Annotated in this window: 14 protein-coding genes and 1 tRNA gene; 11 read left to right on the plus strand and 4 right to left on the minus strand. The window is 70.6% G+C overall.

The annotated features are described in order from the left end of the window. Positions 1 to 35 precede the first annotated feature (35 nt). Positions 36 to 110: transfer RNA gene (locus WME98_RS01995), tRNA-Thr, on the plus strand. 1,055 nt (positions 111 to 1,165) lie between these two features. Then, positions 1,166 to 2,098, plus strand: coding sequence for a trypsin-like serine peptidase (locus tag WME98_RS02000; protein WP_437949712.1), 933 nt, complete (start codon positions 1,166 to 1,168; stop codon positions 2,096 to 2,098). A gap of 245 nt (positions 2,099 to 2,343) precedes the next feature. Here the strand turns inward: WME98_RS02000 and WME98_RS02005 are convergent, their stop codons facing one another. Further along, positions 2,344 to 4,209, minus strand: a complete 1,866-nt coding sequence (locus WME98_RS02005) for a hypothetical protein (RefSeq protein ID WP_437949713.1) — start codon at positions 4,207 to 4,209, stop codon at positions 2,344 to 2,346. A 710-nt stretch (positions 4,210 to 4,919) separates the two neighbouring features. Here WME98_RS02005 and WME98_RS02010 point away from each other — a divergent pair. Next, the gene (locus tag WME98_RS02010; RefSeq protein ID WP_437949714.1) at positions 4,920 to 9,761 is read left to right on the plus strand and encodes an FG-GAP repeat domain-containing protein; all 4,842 of its coding nucleotides are present in this window, start codon (positions 4,920 to 4,922) and stop codon (positions 9,759 to 9,761) included. 155 nt (positions 9,762 to 9,916) lie between these two features. Here the strand turns inward: WME98_RS02010 and WME98_RS02015 are convergent, their stop codons facing one another. Continuing rightward, positions 9,917 to 11,539 carry a serine/threonine-protein kinase gene (locus WME98_RS02015; protein ID WP_437949715.1) on the minus strand — a complete coding sequence of 541 codons (1,623 nt, stop codon included), beginning with the start codon at positions 11,537 to 11,539 and terminating at the stop codon, positions 9,917 to 9,919. A gap of 160 nt (positions 11,540 to 11,699) precedes the next feature. Here WME98_RS02015 and WME98_RS02020 point away from each other — a divergent pair, with 160 nt between their 5' ends. The 6 genes from WME98_RS02020 to WME98_RS02045 all read left to right on the plus strand — a co-directional run bounded on the left by WME98_RS02020 (position 11,700) and on the right by WME98_RS02045 (position 14,369). Then, positions 11,700 to 12,011: a hypothetical protein gene (locus WME98_RS02020; protein ID WP_437949716.1), complete on the plus strand. Its 312-nt coding sequence runs from the start codon at positions 11,700 to 11,702 to the stop codon at positions 12,009 to 12,011. Then, positions 12,008 to 12,742: a sigma-70 family RNA polymerase sigma factor gene (locus WME98_RS02025; RefSeq protein WP_437949717.1), complete on the plus strand. Its 735-nt coding sequence runs from the start codon at positions 12,008 to 12,010 to the stop codon at positions 12,740 to 12,742. The genes WME98_RS02020 and WME98_RS02025 overlap by 4 nt, the downstream gene beginning before the upstream one ends. 66 nt (positions 12,743 to 12,808) lie before the next feature. Then, positions 12,809 to 13,057 (plus strand): DUF433 domain-containing protein, encoded by a 249-nt coding sequence (locus tag WME98_RS02030; protein ID WP_044988931.1) that lies wholly within the window; start codon positions 12,809 to 12,811, stop codon positions 13,055 to 13,057. Then, a complete protein-coding gene (locus WME98_RS02035) occupies positions 13,058 to 13,408 on the plus strand; it encodes a DUF5615 family PIN-like protein (protein ID WP_437949718.1) in 351 nt (116 codons plus the stop codon). Positions 13,409 to 13,714: 306 nt separating this feature from the next. Then, complete coding sequence (locus WME98_RS02040; RefSeq protein ID WP_437949719.1) at positions 13,715 to 13,951, plus strand: hypothetical protein; 237 nt, start codon at positions 13,715 to 13,717, stop codon at positions 13,949 to 13,951. A 13-nt stretch (positions 13,952 to 13,964) separates the two neighbouring features. Further along, complete coding sequence (locus WME98_RS02045) at positions 13,965 to 14,369, plus strand: hypothetical protein (protein ID WP_437953948.1); 405 nt, start codon at positions 13,965 to 13,967, stop codon at positions 14,367 to 14,369. Positions 14,370 to 14,473: 104 nt separating this feature from the next. Here WME98_RS02045 and WME98_RS02050 read toward each other — a convergent pair whose 3' ends face one another. Beyond that, positions 14,474 to 15,412: a hypothetical protein gene (locus tag WME98_RS02050; protein WP_437949720.1), complete on the minus strand. Its 939-nt coding sequence runs from the start codon at positions 15,410 to 15,412 to the stop codon at positions 14,474 to 14,476. Positions 15,413 to 15,951: 539 nt separating this feature from the next. Continuing rightward, positions 15,952 to 16,983: a synaptic vesicle VAT-1 family membrane protein gene (locus WME98_RS02055; protein ID WP_437949721.1), complete on the minus strand. Its 1,032-nt coding sequence runs from the start codon at positions 16,981 to 16,983 to the stop codon at positions 15,952 to 15,954. A 313-nt stretch (positions 16,984 to 17,296) separates the two neighbouring features. Here WME98_RS02055 and WME98_RS02060 point away from each other — a divergent pair, with 313 nt between their 5' ends. Continuing rightward, on the plus strand, positions 17,297 to 19,390 hold the full coding sequence (locus tag WME98_RS02060) for a hypothetical protein (RefSeq protein WP_437949722.1): 2,094 nt from the start codon (positions 17,297 to 17,299) through the stop codon (positions 19,388 to 19,390). A 73-nt stretch (positions 19,391 to 19,463) separates the two neighbouring features. Further along, on the plus strand, positions 19,464 to 20,276 hold the full coding sequence (locus WME98_RS02065) for a hypothetical protein (protein ID WP_437949723.1): 813 nt from the start codon (positions 19,464 to 19,466) through the stop codon (positions 20,274 to 20,276). The last annotated feature ends 81 nt before the right edge of the window (positions 20,277 to 20,357 follow it).

The raw sequence follows: 20,357 nt of genomic DNA on the forward strand, positions 1-20,357 counted from the left end.
GTGGGTAATCTGCGCGCCTCCTCGACGCGAGGCGTGCCACCTTAGCTCAGTGGTAGAGCAACGGTTTCGTAAACCGTAGGTCTCGGGTTCAAGTCCCGAAGGTGGCTCCAAAAAAAGAACAGCGAGCATCCCCGCTCCCCAGCGGATGCGGCTCGTTGACTAGCCGGATGTCGCCGGCGCCGGGCGCTCTGGGCAACATCGCGAGAGGGCGTGTCGCGCAGCGCGACGAAGCTCACCCTCAAGGGTCGCTGAGGTCGTCGCAGTCCGCGAGCTCCCCTCCGCCGGGCGATCTTCCCGCGCGTCGCCATCGCCCTGCCGGCGACCTGCCGCCGCTGCTCGAACGGGCACCGGCAGACGGTGCGCGCGACCGAGCCTCGCGCGCGGCCGAGGCACTTCTGGTCGGCCTGCGCCGCGAGCAGCGCCTCGGGGGTGACGTCCGGCAGGCCGAGCGCGCCGGCGTCCTCTGCGAGCAACGCCGCGCCGTCGTCCACGATGCCCGCGTGTAGCCGTGCAGCGCCTCGCGCAGCCGCGCCGCCAACCTCCAGCGCGGATTCAGCAGCAACGCGCCGGGCGCGCGCCCGCTACCGCGCCGGGCGCGATCCTGCTCATCCGCCGCGACGCGCGTTTGAGACGCTCCGGCGGTGTCGGCGGAGATCCGGGAGGCCTCGGCCCACGTTCCCCTTCAGGGGAGGGGTGTCGCGTCCACGCGACGGACAATGAGCCACCCGCCGTGACGTGCGGCCCGCTCCACCGTGACATGTCACGGTGCGCTGGGTGACATGTCACGGGGCCGCGCCGTGACATGTCACCCAGCGCAGGGCGAAATGACCGTCAAAATCTTTCAGCGCTCCCGGATCCGTCGTGCGTTTGAGCTGGCGCGCTCGTTGCACTGCCCCCTGAGCGGTACTCTTTATCTGACCCGCTGCATCGCTGGATCGTAATCCAGCGGAAGACGGGCGGTCCCGGGTAAAGCGTATCCCGCGATGATCCCGATGCTGCAGGCGGAGGCTCCCTCCGACCGAGCATGTCGGAAGCATCGATGTGGCCGCGTTCGAAGGCCAGCGATGTGGCCCACGGGCTTCGGTGACGAGCCCTGTGTGTCGCTCTGCGCGCCGCGAGCAGCGGAGAAGAAGAACAACCACTCAGGACGAAGGCGAGAACCCCAATGACGGACATCAAGGATTCGAAAGGTTGCCGCGGGATGGTAGGAGCTGGGCTCGTGTGGGCTCGCACGGGCGCAGCCGGCGCGCTGCTCGCTCTGGCAGGCTCGGCGTGCGTCGCCGCAGGTCCGAGCGCCGACCTCTCCGACGAGCCGCTCGGGACCCACGCGGAAGAGATCCGCGCCGGCACGGAGGGCGGCGGAGTCGGCGCCGTGGAGATCGGAAACGGGACTGAGGGATTCTGCACGGGAACGCTGATCGGTCGACACATGGTCCTCACCGCGGCTCACTGCTTTGACCACCTGCTCAACACGGCGCTGATCGGGTCTGTGAACGTCTCGGTATCCTACGCGCGCACCGGGACCACCTGGAGCTGCATGACAGGCACCCCCTCGAACGGCAAATGCTCGACGAACCGCAGTGTCTGGGTGCGACGCCTGCAGCACGGATGGGACGCGCAAGCCGACATGGCCGTCGTCTTCACCCAGGTTGCGGGTGGCGCGTTCCAGAACGTGACGGCCAGCGACGCCGCCGATGGCATCTACGCAGGGTACCTCGGCTCCACGGAGCCCTATACGCTCTACGGGCGGGGCTACTACCACTACAATGGCACGGGCGAAGATGTCATGCGCTTCATGAATGATTCGTTGAACTGGGTAGGTGCCGAGCACTTCGTCACGGACGCGGACGACATCCGAGTCTGCGAAGGCGACTCGGGCGGCCCCTATTTCCTCAGGAACACCAACTGGATCTTCGGCATCCATTCCAACTCGGAGAAGCCGGGTGACGATCACTGCGCCGAGGTCGGCGGCAAGGCGCGAGGCATGCGGATCTCCAGCACCCGGATGAGCCAGATCAACAACTTCCGCAGCCTCGAAGGGCTTCCGGCGTGCACGCCGCAATCGAGCGCATTCCCTGACTACTGGGTCTGCCAGTGAGCGCTCGCTGACGTCGCGCTTCCGCGCCGATATCCAGATCGCGCGGCGCCGCTTCGGGCCTGCCGCCCACGCCCCGGGTTGAGCCCGACGAGCTCACGTCAGCGCCGCGCGCCGCCTCGCGCAGCCTCTCGCCCTCGACCTCCAGCACAGCATCAGCAACATCGCGACGAGCGCGACATGGCCGTCGTCTTCACCGCGGCCATCGGCGGCACGTCCAGCAACGTGACTGCCAGCGACGCCGCCGGTCAACGCCCGGCCGCGGCCGCGGCGGTGGCCGCGGCGAGCCGCCGGAAATGCTCGATGCCGAGGAGGTTGCACAGGGTCTCCAGGTGCTGCCGGCGCGCCCTGTTCTCGTCCAGCAGGCGCGCGGCGAGCTCGTGCCCGAGCAGATCCACGGCGATGCTGTCTCGCGAGACGAGGACGTCGCGCGCGTAGTCGTGGAGCGGCCCCGCGACCATATCGGCGCGCATGGCGTCCACCGAGCGGCGCCGCTTGGCCGAGCGGCCCCGCCACGCGGTCGCCGCTCGCCAGAGCTCGCCCGTGACATAGAGCAGATCGCGCGCGACCATGCGCCCGAGCCCGGGCCCCTGGAGCCGGAGCAGGGCGTTGTCGTTCACGAGGATGCCGCGCGCGGGCGGCAAGAAGCGGCGCACGATGGCGTCGTGCAAGCCCGCGTGCATGCCTATCGGGGAGGGCAGGCTGAACGCCAGCCGCACGACGGACGGGCTCGCGTACGGGCTGAAGCTCCTCCACCAGGAGAAGCGCGACGTGAGCGCGCCCCAGCGGCCATACCGCTCGAAGAGGTAAAACTGATCGAGCACGTCGTGCACGTCGGGCGAGCGCCGGAACATCGCCTCGACCACCGCCTGGGTGCGCTCGCGGACGGCGGCCGGATGCTCGGGCGAGCGGAAGCCTGGCGCGGCCAGGCGGCGCCACTTCCGGGCGAGGAAGGCCGCGACGTCGCCGGCGCCGGCGCCGGCCACCCGCCGGTACTGGCCGGGGCGAGCATAGTAGTAGCCACGGAAGATCTCGCCCCCTCCCCCGTCGAAGCCCAGCGGGCGCTCGTCGTCCCAGCTCGGATACCTGTCGATGGCGCGCTTTGCGCTGGAGTCGCCGTTCATGTGGAACGCGATGAGATCCGCGTGACGGCTGAAGTCATCGTGGATGGGCAGATCCAGCTCGCGGTGCTCGTGCCGCACGCCCGAGAGGGCGGCGATGCGCCCGGCCACGCGCACGTCGAGGCTGTCGGGCGCGCCCGAGGTCTTGGCGACGATGCGCTCCGCCGGCACGACCGACGCGACGAGCGCGAAGACGGCGCGGCTGTCGATGCCCGCGGTCAGGTCGGCCCGGACCGTGTCGAAGCCCGCCGCGGCGAAGCGCGTGCTCTCGCGCATCGTGTCGACCATCTGGTCGATTCGCTCGCTGACCGCGGCCCCGTCGCGGGCGTCGACGCGGCCCTCGAACAGCCCGAGCGGCGCGGCGAGCCGCTCCAGGCGGCCGCCCCGCAGGCGCAGCCAGTGCGAGGGCTCGCACGGCTCGACGCGCGCGAGCAGCGGCCGCCCGCCGATGGACCAGTCGGCGGCGACGATCGAGCACGCCGAGGCGTGATCGATCTCGACGGGGCACGCCCCGGTCGCCACGAGCGCGATGTCGTGGGGAGAGACGTAGAGGACCCCGTCCGCGTGCAGGGTGCGCAGCGCCCGGCGGCCGAGCAGGTCCGAGATCACCGCGACCGTGCGCTCCGCGCGGTCGACGACCACGGCGGAGAAGTTGCCGTCGAGCGCGGCCACCGCGCCCCCGCCGCCCGACTTATAGGCGCGGAGGACGGCGCTCGCGGGCGACGCCCTGGACTCGCCCTGCAGATCGCCGAACACCAGCACGGCGTGCGTGTCGGTGACCACCTGATCGAGCAGGTCGAGCCGCGGCCGCGGCTCCGGCGCGAGGAGCGCCCACCCGCCGCCCACCTCCGGCAAGACCTCCAGCGCGATCCGGGGCTCCGGGCCCACGGAGGGCATCCGCTCGCCGATGAGGAGCGCCGTGCGGCGGAGAAACGCGGCGGGATCGCGATCGCTCGCGTCCGGCAGGTTGAAGGCGGCGATGAACGAAAACAAGATATTCTCCCGTGACCTGTGATCCCCGTCCAGAAGAGCGGGTGATGGAGCGCGGCGGCGATGAGCGCTTCGCGCGCGATGAGCGCCAGCGGCGGAGAGCGCGCTGGCGCGCGCGAATCTAGCCGGAGCTCCCCCAGCGCCGCAAGCGCCTGAGCGCGCTCTGCCGACCCGGGGCAGGCCGCGCGGGCGGGGCCTGCCGCCTCGCAGACGTCGAGGTTTGCCGGGCGCGCGCCGCGCGGCGTCGCCCATGAGCGCCGCGCGCGCTCTGCGGCGAGACCATCCTCCACCCGACGCTGGAAACCTGTGCGCCCGCCACGGGGTGACACGCGGCCTTCGACCACGTGCCATGTGCCACGTGCCTCGTGCCTCGTGCCTTGTGACACCGTGCCACGTGCCGCCATGCGCGGGGTCGCAAAAGCGGGCGAGCTTCGGCTCGCCGGCCGTCTCACCGCGCTCTGCGGGAGGCGCGCTCGCAGTGGCACGGCCGCTGCTTTCGCGGTGCGCTGCTGCGAAGGGGCCGCCTTCACGTCACAGCCCGCCGGCAGGCCCAGAGAAGGAGACCGATGCGTCACTGGTTAATATTGCTTGGATCCATCGTCCTGGTCGGCGTTCCAATCACCGCCGATGCGCAGAGCGCTCAATGCAGAGGCGAAGCTCAGCTCTTTGCCGTCTCGCGGTATCGCGAAACGGCAAATGAACCGTCGATCTTCGTGTACGACGGCGACCACTCCTTCAACGTGCGCGGCGACGATTACGGCGAGCCCTATTACGCCACGGCCATCACGTTCGCCAACATCGACGACGATCCGGACCTCGAGCTCATCGCGGGGCGCAACGCGCGCAGTTGCGTGCTGGGCTGCGACGTCCAGCCGCGCCTCGTCGTGTACGACGACAAAAACAACGAGTTCAAGCAGATCGCGACGCTGGGCGAGTGGGACACGAGCAAGGGCGTGACTGCCCTGGCAGCGGGCGATCTGGACGGCGATGGCAAGGACGAGGTCGTCGTCGGCTTGAACGAAGCGACCGACGACGTGGCGGCCAGGGTGCTGATCCTGGATGACTTCACCCGTGACGGCGGGCCCCCCCATTTCCAGACGATCCTCGAGCGGCGCTTGAACCCGGAATGGGGGCCGGACTACTACGTGACGGGGCTCGACGTGCGCGACATCAACGGAGACGGTCGCGCCGAGATCGCCATCTCCAGGGACGGCCCGTGCGGTGTCTTCTGCGGGGGCCTCGGGCTCCGCGTCGAGGTCGCGAAGCTGGATAGCAGCGGCGAGCTCACCACCGTCTTCAGCGCGGGGGAGAGCGTGTTCGGCAGTGACACTCTCGTGCTCGGGGTCAAGTTCCTCGACTTCGACGGCGACGGCAAGGGGGACCTCGCGGCGATCGCGGAAGGAGATCACGGCGACCAGCGCGTGTTCGTCTTCCCCGGCGCGCACGACCAGATCTTCATGCCGATCGACTTCGGCGCTCCTTTCGACCCCGGCAGCAGCAACTGGGACGGCGACCTCCAGGCCATCTCCATCAGCTCCGGGTACATGAACGATGATCAACGGGAAGAGCTGGTGATCGGGCGGAGCCCGGGTGACAAGCGCTCGAAGCTGGTGATCTACAGCAAGAACGCCGACGGGAGCATCTCCGAGACCACCCGCGGTCAGGAGTGGGGCGAGGACGTCGGCGCGAACGCGGTCGCCGTCATCGACACGGATATGGATGGCCGGGGCGAGCTCGTGTTCGGGCGCACCGACAGCCCGAACCCGAGGTGGGGCGTCTACGACGACCTCGACACAGGCGTTGCCTACCGGAGAGGGGGTACCAGCGACTGGTCCGAGGACGAGGACTACTACATCACCGACATCGCCGTCGGCGACAAGGTGTGCATCATCCAAGGCGAGTCGCACCCCATCCCCGACTCGATCGCGGACGCCAACGACGAGATGGACGACCGCTTCCAGAAGCTGCTGCGGGTGTGGATGCGCACGTTCGAAGGCAACTTCAGAAACTTCGGAAGCTGGGATAGGGCGGCCATCACGGGCTTCCGCCGCATCGCCGCGGGGCTCGCGGCGCTCGTCCACCTGCCCCCGGGGGACGCTCTCAGGCCGCCGGACTGCTTCCCGCAGTACGTCGAGGACTGGCTCCTCGAGAACGCGCACATGCATGACGACGTCGGCTCGAAGGCGGACTTCGATTTTCATCTCATGGGCGCGATGACGCTGCTGAACGCGTTCGGGGACACGCCGCTGCTCACAGACGCGTCCGTCAAGGCGCTCCTCCAGTACACGAGGCTGACCCCGGCGGGTTGTGAATCCTTCCTCCAGTACGAGAACAACACCTACCCGCCCGGCCGTTACGAGCTTTTTTGCACACCCCAAATCCCGTACGCCGGGGACAGGGTGCGCAAGCTGGTGTACGAAGCGCCACTCACGGATTTGTTGGGCTTCCACGTCTCCGTTCCCGAGACGGAGAACCACGTCCTCATGATCAACACCTGGATCTATCTGGCGAACCAGTGGATCCGCAACAATCCACGGCAAGATCCGGACATCCAGGCCCTTTACGACCGGAGCCCGGAGAAGTACGTCAACGACGGCACGGAGCTCGAGCAAGCGCTGCTCGCCATCCTCGGACGGATCACGAAGAACGGCTTCTTCGAGACCAACGCGCGCCCGTACCAGGGCCTCGCGCTGCGCGCCTTGATGCAGCTCGCGGGAAACGCCGAAGGCAAGAAGGTGCGAACCGCCGCACGCAACGCCGTGGACTACACGGCCGCCATGGTCGCCTTCCAGTCCTACCACGGCAAGCGCTATGCCCCGATGCGACGTCAATGGGAGTACAAGGACCGGCTGGAGCTGTACACCGCCGACTACCCGCCGATCATGTTCGGTATCCTGACGGGCGTGTATTCGTTCAACGATGATCCGGACTGCCCGAAGACGGCTCGCAACTGCATGTGGTGGAACGGCGGAGATCAGTACAGGGGGTTCGCCCTCGACGCCGCGCTCAGCGGCTACCAGGTGCCGGAGCTGATCCACCACTTCATGCTGAAGCCGGACAACGAACAGCCCGGGTTCGGCGCGTACACGCGCGCCGCGGCGCGCTACTCCACGGAGATGTACCGGATCCACGGGCCGGCGCGCTACCCGGCGCCCAACGTGATGGGCGACCCGGACCTCGACGCCATCGCGCGTGACCTGAGCAACAACCCAGAAGAGTGGCCGCTCGGGACGACCGGGTCATGGCGATACGAGCCCGCGGCCGAGCACTACTTCTCCACGAGCAGCTTCCTGAACAGCTCCGGCGGCAGGCACCAGCACTTCGTCAACGCGGGGCTGGAACCTCACGAGCAGTTCTTCGAGCCTGCGGACAAGGTGCATACGCACGACTTCGTCGCGAAGCCGAGCGTGCTGCTGCTCCCGGACGATCAAAGCAACTGGGGTGTGCCCGAGGCCCAGCGCTTCACGCCGATGATGAGGGGGAACGGCTATACCTCGAACAACGGGCCCGTGTACAAGAACGTCACGCTGGGCTTCGATCCCAATGCAGATTGGCCTGCGCAGACGCCGGATGGCTGGGGCTCTACCGACGTCGTCATGCTCGACAACGGGTCGAGGGCCAAGGTGATCACCAAGCCGGACGGCAACCTGCACGTCGTCCTGGTCTCCTTCCCCGTCATGCACGGCGGTCTGTGGGAGGTCGTCCCTGGTCACTGGGGCTCAGGCACCGAGGAGGTGGGCGTCCCGGCCGCGGAGGTCCTGAGCGCGGTCGTGTCCAGGAACGCCGGCCTGACGGCGCAGGGCAACATGCTCCCCTACAAGACGGTGGTGAGCGACGAGCGGCTCGACATCGGCATCTCGGAGGAGGAGTCCCTGATGTGGATTGACAAGATCGGTGGCCTCTCCGCGGGCGCGGTCGACCCGCAGGAGCCGCAGGAAGTCATCGATTTCCCGCTGCTCTTGGTCCAGCAGGTCGACGCGGACTACCAGTTCACGAACGTCGAGTACGTGCGCGCCATGGGCGACGGGCTCGTCACAATCCACAACCCGCACCTGAACTCGACGTTGATCCTCGACTCGAGGGACCACCAGAACCCGGACCGCGACGGGGACCTGCCCAGCCAGGTCCGGTTCGACGGGAGCTGGCTGCCCGCCCAGCCCGGCTCCGCCGCGCACAACGCCGACGGCAGCGGCTTCACCATCACCCCGAACGGCGCTGGCAGCGCCCGCATCCACCGCGAGTACCCGCGCGAGGGGACGAGCTGGACGCCGGGGTCGGTGCGGTTCTCCGTCGCGGTCACCGGCAACCCGACCCGCAGCGCCCGGCTGAAGGTCACGCTGAGCGCGGCCTCGACCGGCACCGTCCAGCTCGGCTCGACCGTGGTGCTCGCCGACGTCCTGACGGCGGGTGAGACGGACGTGCTCTTCAACGTCCCTGCCGCGACGCTGGCGGCGCTCCAGCAGACGCAGGAGCCGGTCACCCTCGCCATCGACGTCGCGGGCGCTGCCGGCGCCATCGTGGACATCAAGTCGCTGCGGGCCAAGACCTATCGCACCACGTCGCCCGGCCAGGCCCTCGTCGGCCGCTGGGACGACCCCTGGACGACCACGGCCAGCAACTCGATGAGCCCGGTCGCGACCGTGGGCGAGACGTCGCAGCGGGTGTGCTCCTCGGGCTCCCGCACGCTCGAGAGCCCGCCCTTCACCCCGAAGGACTTCACCTGGATCTCTCGCCACCTCGCGCTCGACGTCCGGATCCCCACCGGCCTGCCGAACCCGGCATGGCAGGGCTCCGTGCAGCTCTACTACCATGATCGGCCCGAGGACACCGTGTCCCAGTTCGCCGGGCAGTTCGATCTGACCGGTTATCCCGCGGGCGAGTGGGTCACGGCGCACTTCACGCTCCCCGAGCCGGTCTTCGCCGCCCTCCAGGAGACCGACCGCGGCTCCACCCTGCAGGTCTCGCTCATGGCCGACGCGGCGAACGGCGACTGCTTTCAGTTCGACAACGTGCGGTTCATGGGGGGGCTCCAGTGGAACGGGACGATGAGCTTGCCCGCGAACGACGGGCCGTTCGTGCCGGTCACCACCCTCGATCGCATCTTCGGCTTCGAGACCGAGGACGCCTGGCACGTCGTGCAGGGGACCTCGGCGAGCCTCGTCGAGTCGCCGAGCCAGCCGGAGGCGAAGGCGCTGTCGGTCGCGGTCTCGAACTACACCGTCATCGAGAGCACGTCGTTCCCGACCAGCGAGCTCGCCTCGTTCGGTCCGACGCTGAAGCTCCAGGTGGTGTTGCCGCCTCCGGTCAACCCCGGCTGGTCGGGCGATGCCTCGATGTTCCTGAAGTGCATGGGAGCGAACATGTCGCACCAGGAGGTCGCGACGAACACGGTCCCGCTGCCGCAGGGCTCGGGCTCCCACGTCGTCAGCTTCACCGTGCCTCCGGCGGGTCTCGCGCTCCTCGCCCAGGACAACGAGTGCCAGCTCCGGCTCGTGCTCAACGCCCCCACGAACGCAGGCACCTACGTGGTCGACCACCTGCGCTTCTCCTTCTGACACCACCGCCCGCAGGGCCGCGCGACCCCGCGCGGCCCTGCCGGCCTCGCGCGCTGCGCGGCGAGGCCATCGCCACGCGTCACTCACCTGGAGTCACCAGCGCGTCAGCGTGCTGCGGCTGGCCGGAGAAGCCGTCGGCTGATCCCGACGGCGCCTCACCCCCTCACGGTTCCAATCACGGCGACGGCGAGAAGCGCCACCAGACAGAGCACCAGCACCCCGACAACGACGATCCCCCAGCGCTTCCGCGAAGACATCGCGCGCGCTGTCATCGCGCCAGCGCCACCCCTCGCCTCCTTCCAGGGCTCCGTCCTCGCCAATCGCTCGCCTGCTGCCGCGCCCGCCATGATCGCGGCCGCCCCGTGCCACTTCTCCGTGCTCGCCGGCGTGCCCTCCCCAGGCCCAGCCGCGGCGGCCCCTTCCCACCGCTCCGTGCTCGCCAGCGTGCCCTCCCCTGGCCCAGCCGCAGCGGCCCCTTCCCACCGCTCGGTGCTCGCCAGCGGGCTCTTCCCCGCCTCGCCCGCCGCCGCCGCCGCCGCCCCGGCTCCCTGCCCCGCCGTCTCGACGCCCGCTGCCCCGCCCTCCGCCGGCAGCGCCGGCGAACGCGGCCGCTCCCCGGCCGCATCGCCCCCGGTTCCGGTCCCCTTCCCCGCGCTCGCCCCGCCCAGCCCCCACGCCGGCTCCACCCTGAACCGCTGCGCCATCGCCAGCCTGCTCCGCGCATCCGCGCCCGCCGCCGCGCCTCCCGCCACCGCGCCTCCCACCGGCAGCGCCACCCGCTGCTCCGCCTTCGCCCCTTCCTCCCCCCGACCCGTCCCCCCGCGCTCGCGGATCGCCCGCGCCCGCGCCGCGTCCCCCGCCTCGCTCAGCAGCTGCCGCGCGCTCGCGTCTTCCAGCGCCCGCTCCGCCGGCACCACCGCCCGCGCCACCTCGCGCAGCGCCGCCGCGAGCTCCGCCGCCCGCGCGAACCGCTCCTCCGGCCGCTTCGCGAGGCACGCGGCCACCGCCCGCCACAGCGCCTCCGGGCACGACGGCAGCACCTCCGGCAAGGGCGTCGCCGCGAGGTGCACGTGCGCAGCCAGGATCTCGGTCTCCCCGATCCCCGACGCCTCGTCGAGCACCGCATACGGGTGCGCGCCCGCCAGCATCTCGTAGATCACCACGCCGAGCGCATACAGGTCCGCGCGCCCGTCCACGGCGCGCCCGGCGATCTGCTCGGGCGCCATGTAACGTGACGTCCCGACCACGGTCCCCTGCCGCGTCAGCCCGGAGACGCGCGCGTCCTTCGCCACGCCGAAGTCGAGCAGCCGCGCGCGCACGCCGTCGCTCACCAGGATGTTCTCGGGCTTCACGTCGCGGTGCACGAGCTCGGCCTCGTGCGCCGTCGAGAGCGCGTCCGCGATCTGGATGGCGTAGTGGAGCGCGCGCACCGGATCGAGCCGCGCGCCGCCGGCGAGCATCCGCCGCAGCGGGACGCCGGAGACGCGCTCCATCACCATGAAGAGCCGCCCGTCCGCCGCCCTGCCGGCGTCGTACAGCCGCACGAGGTTCGGGTGCGCGACCCGCGCGGCGAGCCTCGTCTCCCGCAGGAAGCGCTCCGCGTAGCGCGCCTCCCCCGCGAGCCCGCGGTGGATGATCTTGATCGCGACCGGCCGCTCCAGCGCCGTGTCGAGCGCGGCCCAGACCTCGCCCATCCCGCCGCGCCCGAGGAGGCACTCGATCAGGAAGCGCCCCTGGAAGAGCGCCCCGGGGGCGGGCAGATCATCGGCGCTCGCCACCCCGCGACACCCCACCTCGCAGCACGCCACGCCGCAACGCCCCGGCCATCTCGCTTCTCTATCCTTGTTGACCTCCGCCGGGAACGGTAGCTTCGAGGGAAGAAATCGCGCCTCCGGCCGGCGCACGCAGCGCCGGCGAGCGGCGCGAGGCACCTGTCTCATGTCGAGCCCGCGCCCCGAACCCGACGACGACGGCGATCCGATCCTCGAGGCCCGCGTCGCGCGCGCCGTCGCCCCCTACGCCGATCTCCTGCCCGCGGAGGATCTCGAAGCGCTGCGCGCGCTGACCGCGCGGTTCCTCGCGACGCACCCGGTCGCCGCCCCGCTCGTCGACCGGCTCCGCCCGCGCGCGCCGCCCGCGTCGAGCGGCGAGGTCGACAGGCGCGACCCCACGGCGCTGGCCGAGGCGGCGCTGCGGCTCGCGGAGAAGGCGAGCGCCGTCCGAGGGGGCGGGCGAGGGCGCCCCCGATGAGCCACGGCGACCGGGCGGCGAGGCCGCTGAGCCCCGACCAGCAGGCGCTCGTCGCGCAGGCCGTGCCCCTCGCCGAGCAGCTCTGCGACCACTTCCTCCGGCGCACGCGGGCGCGCTACGTGGCCGACGACCTCCGCTCGGCCGCGTTCCAGGCGCTGCACGAGGCCGCGCTCGGCTACGACCCCGCCCGCGGCGTCCCCTTCCCGGCCTACGCATGGCGGCGCATCGACGGCGCGCTCTCGGACGCGCTGAGGCAGGAGTCGAAGCACTGGCGCGCCGCCCGCGACGACGCGTACGACGCCGCCGAGGCGGTGCACGACGCGAGCGACGTCCTCGCCGACGGCGACGCCGAGACCAGCGCGCAGGTCGACGGGATGGCCGACGAGGTCGCCGCCGCCGCGGTGCTCGGCCTGGCCGGCCGCGCGCTGCGGGCGCCGGGCGAGGAGGGCGAGCGGCTCCGCGCCACGTACGGCCGCGCGATCCGCGCGGCGGAGGCCGCGCTGTCGGGGCTCAAAGACGAGGAGCGGCGGGTCCTCGTGCTCCACCACGTCGAGGAGCGGACCTGGCAGGCGATCGGCGCGGCGCTCGGCTGCTCGGAGCGGACCGCGAAGCGGCGCGGGGCGGAGGCGCGGAAGCGGTTCGCCGAGGCGCTGCGGGCGGAGCGGGAGGGCGCGCAGGGCGGCGCGAGCGCGACGGAGCGGGCGGGGATCGCCGGCGAGGCATCGGGATGAGCTCCGGAGCTCCCGCGGCAGCTCGATGGCGCCCGCTCCTGCTATGCTGAAGCTGTCGAGGAGACCATGACGGACCAGAGCCTGCTCGAACGCATCACCGCCCAGGCCGAGATCATGGACGGAAAGCCAGTGGTGCGCGGCACTCGCCTCACAGTACCGTTCCTCTTGGGTTTGCTCGCCCACGGTGCCACCGTGGACGAGATCCTCGAGGAGTACGAGGGCCTGACCCGCGAAGACATCCAGGCCTGCCTGCTCTTTGCCAGCCGCTCCCTGGAGCAGACGTCGTTCCTGCCGAGCGTGCGGGAAGCGATCTGAGTGCGGTTCCTCGTCGATGAGTGCACCGGACCGCGCGTAGCGAGCTGGCTGCGCGACCAGCAGCACGACGTCTTCTCGGTTTACGAAGGCGCCCGCGGCCTGGACGACGCCAGCGTGCTTGCAATGGCTGTCCGTGAGAACCGGATCCTGATCACCAACGACACGGACTTCGGGGAGCGCGTGTTCCGCTCCCGCCAGCCGCATCGCGGCGTGGTCTTGCTTCGGCTCGCAGACGAGCGCAGCGCCAGCAAGATCGCCGCCTTGCAGCGCCTCCTGGCACAGCATGCTGCCGAGCTGGCCGGCGCGTTCGTCGTGGTGGGGGAGGCATCGATCCGCATCGTCCGCCCGTAACGTTGCTCAAGCGGCTCCCTATGGGGTTAGCTCGTCGCGGGCCGGAAGCCGAAGCGCTTCACCGCCGCCCTGCCCGCAGGTGGAATGCATGCAGGGCGGCGCGTTCGGTCCGGCTCAGGCGGGACGCTCGCTCACCTCCTCCGGGCCCGCCGTCCTCCCCGGCTCCTCCCCGCCGCCGCTCCCGCCGCTCTCCCCGCCCTCGTCCCCCTCGCCGCCCCGCGGCGCCTCCTTCTGCGACCGGCCCACGTTCGGCCGGCCCGCCGCGAGCTCTTCGCACGCTGTGCGCGCGTGAGGTACGCTCGGGGCATGGATGACGCCCAGGCACGGCGGCTCGCGCGGGCAGGTTGGCAAACGCGGATTTTCCGGAACGATCCGGAAGGCGAAGCCGACGCAGACGCCCGCTTCTGGGCGCGGATGTCGCCGGCCGATCGCGTCCTCGCCGCGTGGGCGCTGAGCCAGGAGATGCATGCCCTTGCCCACCCCGATGCTCCCCCCGCTGAGCCCGGACTTTCGCGATCTATTGTAAGAGTTATCCGCGGCTGAGGCGCGCTTCCTCATCGTCGGCGGGTACGCGGTCGCGCTCCATGGCCGCCCGCGGGCGACGAAGGATCTCGACGTCTGGGTGGATGCGACCAAAGACAATGCGCCGCGTGTCATGACGGCTCTCAGGGCCTTCGGCGCGCCTCTCCAGGGTCTCGTCGAGAGCGACCTCGAGACGCCGGGCGTAGGTTTGCAGATCGGCATTCCTCCGCAGCGCATCGATGTGCTCACCCACACGAGTGGGCTCCGATTCGATGAGGCGTGGTCCAACCGCATCGAGGTCGCCATCGCGCCGGACCTCCTCTGCCCGTTCCTCGGCCTCGCCGATCTGCTGCGCAACAAGCGCGCGGCAGGAAGACCGCAGGATCTCGCCGATGTGGCTGCGCTTGAAGCCGCAAAGGCCAAGGCGCAAGACGGGTGAACCTCCGTCTGGATGACGAGGCGCTGCAGGCGCGAGCCCGGAGACGCTCCACCGCCGCCCTGCCCGCAGGTGGAATGCATGCAGGGCGGCGCGCTCGCTCCGGCTCAGGCGGGGCGCTCGCTCACCTCCTCCGGGCCCGCCGTCCCCCCCGGCTCCTCCCCGCCGCCGCTCTCGCCGCTCTCCCCGCCGTCGTCCCCCTCGCCGCCCCTCGGCGCCTCCTTCCGCGACCGGCCCACGTTCGGCCGGCCCGCTGCGAACAGCGACGGGAACCGCTCCTGCGCGCGCGCGTTCTTCCGCCACAGCCACAGCCCTGCCGCCCGCACCTCGTCGTAGCGCTGGCAGAGCAGCGTCCAGACCCGCACGTAGCGGTCGTAGGCCTCGCGGGCCTTCGGCGTCAGCGCCGTCGAAAGCTTCTGGATCATCGCGCCGGCCAGCTCCCGCGCGCGCGCCGCGTCGCCGGCCCGGTAGAGCTTGCTGTCCGCCTTCACCACGTCGGCGCAGAGCTCGTAGATCCGCGCGTAGCCAAGCAGATCGTTCGCGAGATCGCGGTGCCCCGTGCCCGGCCGGAGGCGGTCGAGCTCCGGCTTGATCGCGGGATCGTCGCCGAGCTGGTACTCGCACAGGGCCTGCATCCGCGCCTCGACCTCCATCGCCTCGGTGACGAGCGCGATCGGCAGCCGCGCGTCCGTCGCGAGCGCGCCGGCGGCCCGCGCCTCGGCGAGCGCGTGGAGCGCGGCGAAGCACGCGAGCTCGAGCTCGTCGAGGTGCGAGAGGTCGAACTCCTCCCGGGGCAGCCGGGCGAAGCGCGCCCGCACGTCGGGCGAGGACACGAAGCCGACGACGCCGAGGGCCGCATACGTGGCCGCCTCGACATCCATCCTCACCGTGACGAGCTCGGCCTCGGCGAGGCCGTCGAGCGCCGGGGCGAGCGCCTCGAGCGCCTTCTTCCCGGCCAGCGGCGTGTAGATGGGCGGGGCGTACGGCGGCTCCCCGGAGGCCACGGCGGTCAGGGAGCGCTTCTTCGTCTTCATCGCAGCAGGCATATCTCTCCTCCTGGAATCTCCTCGAACAGGGAGGCTGTCGGTTGAGCTCGACCCGAGCCGCCGCCTCGCCGCGCGCGCGGCGCGGGCGGACGATGGACCAGGGTCAACGGGACGGAGCGCGCCGCGAGAGCGGCGATCCGTCGCGCGGCGTGCTTCTGTCCCGTCGACGAGATCAATCGGGAGCGCGACCCCGATCGGGTCACGGAAATCGACCAGGGACGCCGTCGTTTTCTTGTTCTTGTCCTGCTCGGAGCCGGCAGCTTCGAGAGATCCGCCGGCGCGAGAAAAAGCCGGCAAGTTTGTCCGCCGTCCGCCGCGGCGGTCCAGCTGAGGTTCGATTCAGCTCGCGGCTGCCGGCACCCCGCGGGTTGAAAATCAATTCTCCCCGGAGCCTCTCGACAGCCTCCGGGTTGAATTTCAATTCTCCCGGAGGCTCTCGACACCCTCCGGGTTGAAAATCAATTCTCCCCGGAGCCTCTCGACAGCCTCCAGGTTGAATTTCAAATCAATTCTCCCCGGAGCCTCTCGACAGCCGCCGGCTACATCGTCAGCACCAGCTTGCCCACCGTCTTGCCCGACTCGATCGCCCGGTGCGCGTCCGCGGCCCGCTCCAGCGGGAACGTCGCCACCGGCGGCGCCGCGATGCGCCCCTCCTCCACCCAGCCCGCGAGCCGGTCCATCGCCTCGCGCAGGATCTCCGCCTTGTGGAACAGGTACGAGAGGTTGAACGCCAGCACGCTCTTGTTGTCGTTGCAGAGATCGAGCGGGTTGAAGCGCGGCATACGGAGGAAGTCGACCGCGAGCTTCGGGTAATTCGGGCGGCCGCCCTGCCGCGGCAGCATCGTGTGGAAGCCGTACACGACGAGCTTCCCCGCCGACGCCAGGTGCCGGTAGCTCTGCCGCAGCGTCTCGACCCCGTTCGCGTCGAGGACCACGTCGTAGCCCTCGGGCGCGTGCCGCTCCGCCGCCGCCCAGAGCGGCTCGCTGCTCTTGTCGATCACCGCGTCGGCGCCGAGGCGCCGCGCCGGCTCGACCTTGTGCGCCGCGCCCACCACGCCGACCACGCGGCAGCCGGCGATCTTGCCGAGCTGCACCAGCGCGCTGCCCACGCCGCCGGCGGCCGAGTGCACAAGCAAGACCATGCCCGGCCGCAGCCGCACCAGCTCGAACAGCGCGTAGTACGCCGTCATGAACACCGCCGGGAAGCCCGCGGCCTGCTCCGGCGTGAGCCGCGACGGCAGCGGGAAGACCTGGTGGCGCGGGACCACGACGCGCGACGCGTAGCCGCCGAAGCGGACCACGCCGACGACGGGCGCCCCCGGCGCGAGATCCGAGACGCCATCGCCGAGCGCGGCGACGGTGCCCGCGACCTCGAAGCCGGGCGTGATGGGCCAGCCGACGTACTTCTTCGCCGACTCGTAAAGGCCCATGCGGACGACGCAATCCGCGTAGTTGACGCCCGCCGCCCGCACGTCGACGAGCACCTCGCCGCGCCCGGGGCTCGGGTCCGGGTGCTCCTCGACGCGGAGCTTGTCGTGGCTGCCGGGCTCGTGGACGACGATCTTGCGCATGGGCACCTGTTGGGCTGCCGTGGTCTCACCACGGGTCGCGACGGCGAAAGGGACGGCGACCGCGGTAGTACACCGATCGGGTTCGAGAAGGAAAGGCGCAGCGGACGCGCTCGCGACACGCGCCGCACGGCTCGAGACGCGCTCAACACGCGCACGAGACGCACGAGACGCGAGCGAGACGCGAACGAGACGCGAACGAGACGCGAGACCGGCCCGCCCCTGGTCTCGCGGGTTCTGCTTGACAGGAAAAGCGCCCCTCGCTCTCCTGTCCGATGGCCGCGTCGCGCCCCGCCCAGGTGAACCCTTGAGCCGCATGTTCCTCGCTTCCTTCCACGAGCCGCTGGAGCTGCGCTCGACGCTCGGCATGACCGACCCCGGCGACGGCATCGCCGTGACCGATCCCGACGCGATCGAACGGCATGTGCGGCTCCTGCTCGACGATCCGTCGAACCGCCACCGGCTGCTGCGCGCGCTCGAGGACGACGCGCTGGAGCTCGCCTTCCCGCCCGACGATCACCAGCTCTGCCTGCTGGTCACGCGGCGCCTCTCGCTGGGCACGATGGTGCTCGTCCGCCGGCGCGAGCTCTCGCGCGAGATCGCGCGCCTCGACTCGCTCCCGGCGCAGAACGGCGCGAGCCAGGCGGCCAAGGAGGAGAAGCCGCCCGAGCCGAAGCCGAAGGAGGCCGAGGCCAAGATCCGCGACTGGAAGATCGAGTGCAAGCACCACGCGGCCGGCTCCCGACCGTTCTTCGAGCGCGGCACGCTCATCCAGGTCGTCCCCGACAAGGGCAAGACCAAGGACACGGTCACCGTCCACTGGCGCGACGACTACCTCGGCAGCATGCCCCCCTCGCTCGCGCTCACCACGCCCGGGCACCCGGAGGCCAAGGCGAGCCAGTCCGGCGCAAGTGCGGGGTACACGGGGTACAAGGCCGAGGTCGCGTACCTCGGCGACCTGAACGAGCTGCGCTTCCCCTTCCCCCCCTTCTGGCGGGCGCTGAACGAGAAGACGTCGTACACGTTCGGGGCGGGCCCGCGGCCGGTCAGCGTCGAGGTCTACAATCCGCGGCAGTTCAAGCTGGAGCTCAAGTTCCCTCCGCTGGAGAGCTTCAAGGCGGGTTACAAGTACACCGCGTCGTCGCAGTCCATCGAGGGAGACTCGCTGTCGAAGCTCTCGATGACCAAGAAGAAGACGGTCAAGGAGAAGCTCGAGGTCAGCGCGGAGGGCTGGAAGCCGTCGACCTTGAAGATCGCCTCGAGCAAGTCGTCGCACACCGCGACCACCACCGGCGGGAAGACGACCCAGGAGCACAAGCCCGAGTCCGAGACGGGCACGAAGCTCGCCGACGCGATCGTGCTGAGCCGCGACGGCGGGGCGCTGTCGATCGACGCCGCGAAGATCGTCGGGAGCCTGCTCGAGTTCATCAAGGAGGGGCTCGACATCATCAAGACGATCAAGAGCTACGCGCCGCAGGTCGGCTGGTACGTCGATCTCGAGATCCAGGTGATGCAAGGCGGGCTCGCGGCCGAGTGGCACTGGCAGGAGTGGGAGGATCACCGCGTCTTCCGCTATATCGACGTCAAGGCAGCGCTCGACATCTTCAGCATCACATTCGAGATCGGCGTGGGCGTCAGCGCCTACAGCTTCAAGCTCCAGGTCTTCGGCCAGGTCTCGGGCTCGCTCGGGGTCGAGGTGAGCGGCACCCGGTACAAGCCCGACGGCGCGCCGGGGGCCGCGCTGCAGGGCAAGGGCAGCATCGGCGGCGCCCTCGGCGCGCGCGCGGAGGCGGGCTATTTCTTCAAGTTCAACGCGAAGATGGAGACCGCGCTCGAGGTCGATCTGACGCTCGGTATCAACCAGCCGAACCGCTCGCAGATCGTCAGCATCGACGGCGGGTTCGTGTGGACGGGCATCGAGTGCACCGCGACGGGCTCGGTCGGGATGTGGGGCATCGGCGGCACCAAGAAGTGGAAGGGCACGCTGGTCCCGAAGAGCGAGCGGCTCCACGTCGAGTGGCCCAGCCCGAAGGAGTACAAGCCGCCGTTCATGAGCCGCAACGCGATCAAGGCGGTGCTGGCCAAGGTGCTCTCGAACAGCTGGGATATCCGCGTCTTCACGCCGTCCGGGAGCGCGTTCGTCGCGGACAAGGCGTGGACGGTCGACGAGGTCGCCGGCGCGCTCGCGGCGCGCATCGAGCGCGACAGCGCGTTCCACCGCACGCCCGAGATGGTCGACGCGCTCGCGAACGCCGTCCGCCAGGATCTCGACGCGCTCGGCGACCGCTGGGGGCGCGACTGGATCGAGGCGGATCGGTTCAAGGCGTACCTCGACGGCACGATCGACGGCCGCAGCCTCCAGAAGCACCTGGACGACGGCGCGAGCCCGCTCCGGAAGCTCACCGGCTGAGCCCGCCGGGACGCGGGGGACAGGGCGCGACGCGGTAGAGGGCCGTTCGAACGATAAGTTATTCTAACTAACGATGAGCTTTCCCATCTATCACCTCGAGACGAAGGCGGAGCGATGCCGGGTGCGCGTGCGGCTGAACGACGTGCCCGTCGTGGAGCTCACGGCCGAGGGGGAGCAGCCCGAGTGGTTCGCTCCGCCGATCAACCTGTACCTCGTCGCGGGCGCGAACCGGCTCGACGTGGAGGTCTCTCCGCTGCCGCGCGACGACGGCTCCCCCGGCGATTTCCGGGGCGTGGAGCTCGAGGGTGCGGTGCGCGTCTACGGCAAGGGCGACGCGGTGGCGCCGGGCGAGGGGCCGGTGGTGGTCGAGATCGAGGTGATGCGCGAGCTCGCCCGCCGGCTGGAGGCCGCGGGCGAGCGCGGCGAGGAGCTTCCGGCTCCGCAGGCGTTTCGCTTCGCGTTCGACGCCGCGGGGCCGGACTTCACGGCCGAGCTGACCGCGGGCGAGCCGCTGCCGGGCGAGGAGGCGCTGCGCGACTACGCGATCCGGTTGCGCGACCTCGCGCGCGCGGGCGACGTGGACGGGCTCGTGGCCGAGATGGAGCCGAAGGTGCAGGCGTACGCGGCGGCTTACGACGACGACGCGGGGGCGATCCGGGCGAGCCTGCGCGGTGTGCTGCAGGACGAGTATGCGCCGCGGGGGTTCGTGACGGACTTCGAGCGCGAGGACGTGGAGCTCGCGCCGTGCGCGGGGGGGAGGCTCTGCGAGCTGCGGCGGCCCGGCGGGGAGCCGCTGCTGCAGACGCCGGCGGACGCGGAGGAGAGCACGATGCAGATACCGATCGTCGTCGGCAGCCGCGGCGGGGCGCTGCGGGTGGTGCGTTGAGGAAAGCGGCTGGGCGTCGCGACCTGTTCATCGCGGATCCATCGAGCACGAGCCCCGCCGAACGACAGACGCTCGAGATCC

The organism is Sorangium sp. So ce296, assembly GCF_051529605.1.
GTDB lineage: Bacteria > Myxococcota_A > Polyangia > Polyangiales > Polyangiaceae > Sorangium > Sorangium cellulosum_D.

What these genes read in the sequence shown, in the direction of transcription:
- WME98_RS02050 (WP_437949720.1), bottom strand. Translation starts at nt 15,412, where the DNA reads ATGCCTGCTGCGATGAAGACGAAGAAGCGCTCCCTGACCGCCGTGGCC.
- WME98_RS02030 (WP_044988931.1), top strand. Translation starts at nt 12,809, where the DNA reads ATGACGGACCAGAGCCTGCTCGAACGCATCACCGCCCAGGCCGAGATC.
- WME98_RS02065 (WP_437949723.1), top strand. Translation starts at nt 19,464, where the DNA reads ATGAGCTTTCCCATCTATCACCTCGAGACGAAGGCGGAGCGATGCCGG.
- WME98_RS02000 (WP_437949712.1), top strand. Translation starts at nt 1,166, where the DNA reads ATGACGGACATCAAGGATTCGAAAGGTTGCCGCGGGATGGTAGGAGCT.
- WME98_RS02040 (WP_437949719.1), top strand. Translation starts at nt 13,715, where the DNA reads ATGGATGACGCCCAGGCACGGCGGCTCGCGCGGGCAGGTTGGCAAACG.
- WME98_RS02020 (WP_437949716.1), top strand. Translation starts at nt 11,700, where the DNA reads ATGTCGAGCCCGCGCCCCGAACCCGACGACGACGGCGATCCGATCCTC.
- WME98_RS02060 (WP_437949722.1), top strand. Translation starts at nt 17,297, where the DNA reads ATGTTCCTCGCTTCCTTCCACGAGCCGCTGGAGCTGCGCTCGACGCTC.
- WME98_RS02025 (WP_437949717.1), top strand. Translation starts at nt 12,008, where the DNA reads ATGAGCCACGGCGACCGGGCGGCGAGGCCGCTGAGCCCCGACCAGCAG.
- WME98_RS02055 (WP_437949721.1), bottom strand. Translation starts at nt 16,983, where the DNA reads ATGCGCAAGATCGTCGTCCACGAGCCCGGCAGCCACGACAAGCTCCGC.